General features: G+C 45.5%; 8 protein-coding genes. 1 reads left to right on the forward strand and 7 read right to left on the reverse strand.

Features of this window, described 5'->3' with window-relative positions; translation table 11 throughout:
* The first annotated feature begins 587 nt into the window (after positions 1-587).
* Positions 588-1,613 (forward strand): replication initiation protein, encoded by a 1,026-nt coding sequence (locus HMPREF0106_RS00295; RefSeq protein WP_004295509.1) that lies wholly within the window; start codon positions 588-590, stop codon positions 1,611-1,613.
* Between the two features lie 36 nt (positions 1,614-1,649).
* Here the strand turns inward: HMPREF0106_RS00295 and HMPREF0106_RS00290 are convergent, their stop codons facing one another.
* The 7 genes from HMPREF0106_RS00290 to HMPREF0106_RS00270 all read right to left on the reverse strand — a co-directional run bounded on the left by HMPREF0106_RS00290 (position 1,650) and on the right by HMPREF0106_RS00270 (position 4,323).
* Positions 1,650-1,880: a hypothetical protein gene (locus tag HMPREF0106_RS00290; protein WP_004295510.1), complete on the reverse strand. Its 231-nt coding sequence runs from the start codon at positions 1,878-1,880 to the stop codon at positions 1,650-1,652.
* 19 nt (positions 1,881-1,899) lie between these two features.
* Positions 1,900-2,352 (reverse strand): mobilization protein MbpC, encoded by a 453-nt coding sequence (mbpC, locus tag HMPREF0106_RS00285; protein ID WP_004295511.1) that lies wholly within the window; start codon positions 2,350-2,352, stop codon positions 1,900-1,902.
* Positions 2,309-3,103: a mobilization protein MbpB gene (gene mbpB / locus HMPREF0106_RS0125330; RefSeq protein ID WP_007560590.1), complete on the reverse strand. Its 795-nt coding sequence runs from the start codon at positions 3,101-3,103 to the stop codon at positions 2,309-2,311. Before mbpB ends, mbpC begins: the two co-directional genes overlap by 44 nt.
* On the reverse strand, positions 3,100-3,399 hold the full coding sequence (gene mbpA, locus HMPREF0106_RS28390) for a mobilization protein MbpA (RefSeq protein ID WP_004327437.1): 300 nt from the start codon (positions 3,397-3,399) through the stop codon (positions 3,100-3,102). The genes mbpB and mbpA overlap by 4 nt, the downstream gene beginning before the upstream one ends.
* Positions 3,400-3,591: 192 nt before the next feature.
* The gene (locus HMPREF0106_RS00280; protein WP_004295503.1) at positions 3,592-3,789 is read right to left on the reverse strand and encodes a hypothetical protein; all 198 of its coding nucleotides are present in this window, start codon (positions 3,787-3,789) and stop codon (positions 3,592-3,594) included.
* A gap of 10 nt (positions 3,790-3,799) precedes the next feature.
* Positions 3,800-4,075 carry a type II toxin-antitoxin system YoeB family toxin gene (locus tag HMPREF0106_RS00275; protein ID WP_004327436.1) on the reverse strand — a complete coding sequence of 92 codons (276 nt, stop codon included), beginning with the start codon at positions 4,073-4,075 and terminating at the stop codon, positions 3,800-3,802.
* Positions 4,072-4,323: a hypothetical protein gene (locus HMPREF0106_RS00270; protein WP_004295507.1), complete on the reverse strand. Its 252-nt coding sequence runs from the start codon at positions 4,321-4,323 to the stop codon at positions 4,072-4,074. The genes HMPREF0106_RS00275 and HMPREF0106_RS00270 overlap by 4 nt, the downstream gene beginning before the upstream one ends.
* Positions 4,324-4,444 lie beyond the last annotated feature (121 nt).

The following is a 4,444-nucleotide window of genomic DNA, read 5'->3' on the forward strand; positions in this document are numbered from 1 at the left end:
TTGCCTTGTCAATCCTTGCTTGCAGCTCCGGGGTTATCATCAAATCTTCACGACCAACTTTTACCAAAGCGTAAATCTCGTTTTTCCTGCGAATTAGTACCTGCTCGCCATTGTCAGCTTTGGTGAAAGACGCTGCGAGGTTGTTACGGTATTCTCTTACTGATAATGCTTCCATATCTGTTTGCTTTTAAATTCAGCACAAAGATAGCTATATTTCAATAAAATACAAACATTTTGTACACAAACGTGTACACGCCATAAAAACCCGTTTCCAATCCTACCGCCCGTTGGTTGGTTTTGCTTTGCTCTTTTTCCCTATCGTTTTTCTTTTTCCGACAGTAAATCAACCACTTAGCTCTATAAATTCCCCTTGTCTGTTATAAGCATCGTCTGTAATATGCTCTATCACTTCTTCGCAAACGCCCATAAATAAAGGGATTAGAACATGTGTTTCCCCACACTTTGGGAGTTTAGTCCCCACACTTTGGGAGTTTAAAAGTAAATTAGTCCCCACACTTTGGGAGTTTTACCCCTCTTTTTTTGTTTTAATGTGGGGATTGTGTATATTTGCAGCAAATCAATCGTTTATGAAAAAGAAACTACCTATTACCAAGAATAAAGATGTTGTTGTTTCATGGGTATATACATGGTCAAAACAGCAAGACATGTCCATACACGAACAAAGAATAGTTCTTCGCATACTGGAAGCGTGCCAAGCTGAACTAAAGGGAGTAAAACTGAAAGATTATGCAGGCACGAAACGCAAGTTTGAGCATGGACTTTGGGATGTTGATGCACAAATGCATGTATCTGACGTTATTTTTTCCGGACGTGATTACAATGAAATCATAGCCGCACTCGATTCTTTGGCAGGACGTTTTTTTACTTACGAAGATGACGAGGAATGGTGGAAGTGCGGATTTATATCTAACCCAAAATATAAAAAACGCACTGGCATTATAACCTTTCGTGTGTCTAACGACCTTTGGGATGTGTTTACCAAGTTCGCCAAGGGGTACAGAGAATTTGAGTTAAACAAGGCTCTTGCGCTACCTACTGGGTATTCCCTTAGGTTTTACATGTTAATGAGTGGGCAGGTGTACCCTTTGGATATATCCCTTGAAAACTTGAAAGACCGTCTTGGCATACCTGCGGACAAATACAAGGACAAGAACGGAAAAGACAGAATAGATCATTTTGAGGAAAGAGTTTTGAAACCAGCAAAGGCTGCGCTTGATGAGAGCTGCCCATACACTTTCAACTACGTGAAAGTGCGTGAAAACCCAAACAACAAACGTAGCAAGGTGACCGGGTTTAGGTTCTACCCGGTCTATCAACCACAGTTCAGAGATGAAGAACTGGAAGGGAAAGAATTGCAAGCAAAGGTTACAGCACGATATCAGATAGACAGCCATGTGTACGAGTACCTCCGTTATTCCTGCGGCTTCACATCGGAAGAGATAAACCGGAACAAAGAGACATTCATAACGGCACAAGAAAAGATAACCGACCTTATCGGAGAACTGGCTCTCCTAAACGGAAAATCACGAGAAAAGAACAATCCGAAAGGGTGGATTATAAACGCCCTTAAAGGGAAAATCAAGGATAAGTAACAAGATTACCCGGCTGAAACACTCCGGGTAATCTTGTCAAATCAGAGGAACGATTTCCATTTCTACACCAAGTTCTTTCATCTGCTGTTGTATTTCCTCGCTGCTTAGTTTCTCTCTCGCCAGTGCAAGCCCATGAAAGGCGTCCCAGCCTGCCGGCTTCGAAACGATACTACCGTTTAGGACGGCATGGGTGATTTCGCCGCCGGACTTCGCACCCTTGTTCAGTATGAAGAAGAACCGGGGTTCTTCGTGTTCCGTTGTTCCCATAATTCGTAAAGTTAGATGTTTATTTATTCCCCTTTTGTTCCCTTGCCTGCTCTTGGTAGTATTCATAATACTGCTTGTAGTTGTCCCGGTCTTTGGCTGCATCCGTCCAAAGATAGCACATGAAACAAGCGAACAATAGGGAGATAACAGCACAAAGGATTGAGTAGAACGAAATTCGTTTGTCCACATAACCGCCGTTTTTCATTCTGTACCCCTGCCGTTCAAAGTCCGCCAACACGTTTTTTAGGCGATTTTCGGCACTTTCAAGGCTTTTCCCGTCTATTTGTACCTTTCGGGCTGTTGCGTCCTCTATGCGCTTCGTATAGACTTCAACACGCTTTAGTTCTTGATACACCAGTTCTACCGCAAGCTGCGGGTTTACCCTTGGCGTTGTATCTTTTCTTTTCCGGGGGCTGTACTGTCCCTGCTTAACGTTGGAAGCTGCCGCTTCCGGGTGTGAGTTTGTTTCCATGAGATATGTTCATTGAGTTGCACTTCAGTTTGCTTTGTGTCCGCTCGATATGGGCGAGAGTGTAGCCTTTCCCTATCTCGCTTGCCTTATACTCCGTACCGCTTCGGGCTGTGACATAGTAGCCGTTAAGTTTCCCGGTGCTTGCCCTGGCTTCCCGGACTTTAAAACCTCTCTTACCAAGTTCTTCCTTGAATTTGGTAAAGTCAAAGCCCTGCATCTTCTTCAATACGCCGTCCATGGCTTCCTTGATTTCCGCTTTGTTGACTTTGCCAATGTCCTGCGACTGTACAAAGTTCCGTTCCTTGGCTATGGCATTGGCGGCTTCCGTTGCCTTTTTCCCTATCCAGTTGTCCCGGTACAGTTCCCCGGAAAGGGAAACCCGGTTTGCCAGTATGTGCAGGTGGGCTTGCTCTTTCTTGCTCTCCGTACCGCTGTGCCGGATGATGATGTACTGGTGGTTCGCCAACCCCATGCGCTGCATGAAGTCGTTACCAAGTTCCGCCCAGTCCGCATCCGTAAAGGTGGCGCTTTCCTCTATCGAGGGGCTGACCTCGAAACGTAGGCAGTTGTTTTTTACGTTCGGAAAATCAATGTGATACGGTTTCATTTCCTGCACCATTTCCGCACCAGTACACCCATAAAGTTCATGCCGGGCTATCTCGGTGGCTACTGCCTGCCCGTTTATCTCTTTGGCGAGGTCGTACTCCAATGCCGCCACACCATGTGATATGCTTTTCCCTTTCCCTATCATCGTGAGAGTATTTTTTTGAGCTCTGTAATTAGTGCCCGGTTCTCCTCGAACACTTCCCGGTACTGGCGACCACCGAAGTAGTTGTTCAGCCGTTGGAGCGTTCCTTTCAACTGGGCTATGTCCCGGAGAAGCTGCCGTTCCTCCTCGGTGTACCTCTCCCTTGGGCGCCCCCCAAGGGACAAACTCCGGCAGTATTCCGATACGCTTAGACTGCACCGGGCTGCCTGCTCCGCAAGTGCGTCCTTTTCAAGTTCGGTACACCGGAATGTAATCTTTTCGTTCCGTCTTAGTTCCATGCCACAAAGGTAATCTTAAAATCTTTTTGAGCAAAGCGAGAAAAGCAAGAATTGTCCGACAAGGACACTTCTTGCTATATATACACATGCCGCATGGGAATACATCCACGCCAACCGCCCAGCAAAAAGCCCCGGCGTGTTAGAAAATCCCCCACAGCCTAACAAATTCTACCCCATTTCTACCCAAGGGGATTACACGCCGCAGAAGTCATCCGGGAACATGTCTTCCAGTTCGTCCAAATCAATGGTTTCTTCTTCGGACACCTCCACCCATTCAATGTTTTCTTTCCCTCTTATCGCACATGAGTACATCTCGGCGGCGGCAAGAGAAGAGAACACCTCGTGCATAGGCTCGCCGTTCTCTAACCAGTAAACACAATATTCGACCATAACAGTTTTATCATTTATCGTTGTAATGCCCCTCTACCTCCAAGATGTAGACCTCTACCACTTCCTCGTAAATGTCATAGATTATCCGGTCATGGGCGGTAATGTGTCGAGACCATGTAATATCCCCACCGCCCCTTAACGCTTCGGGATGCCCAAGCCCAGTCTTAGGGTGCTCTAACAATTCTTTGTAGATTTTCTTATACTTCTTGAACAAATTGGGGTTTGATTTCTTCCATTTGGCAATCACCTTATCCACCCCGTCGGAAACCCTAATTGTGTACATCATAGACTATCGAAATAAGCGTCAATATCCTCACTGCTTTTGAGGGTAACACACTTTCCGGATTTGATTTCTTCCCTTGCCTTGTCAATCCTTGCTTGCAGCTCCGGGGTTATCATCAAATCTTCACGACCAACTTTTACCAAAGCGTAAATCTCGTTTTTCCTGCGAATTAGTACCTGCTCGCCATTGTCAGCTTTGGTGAAAGACGCTGCGAGGTTGTTACGGTATTCTCTTACTGATAATGCTTCCATATCTGTTTGCTTTTAAATTCAGCACAAAGATAGCTATATTTCAATAAAATACAAACATTTTGTACACAAACGTGTACACGCCATAAAAACCCGTTTCCAATCCTACCGCCCGTTGGTTGGT

The sequence above is a fragment of the Bacteroides sp. D22 genome, assembly GCF_000163675.1.
Taxonomy (GTDB): Bacteria; Bacteroidota; Bacteroidia; order Bacteroidales; family Bacteroidaceae; genus Bacteroides; species Bacteroides xylanisolvens.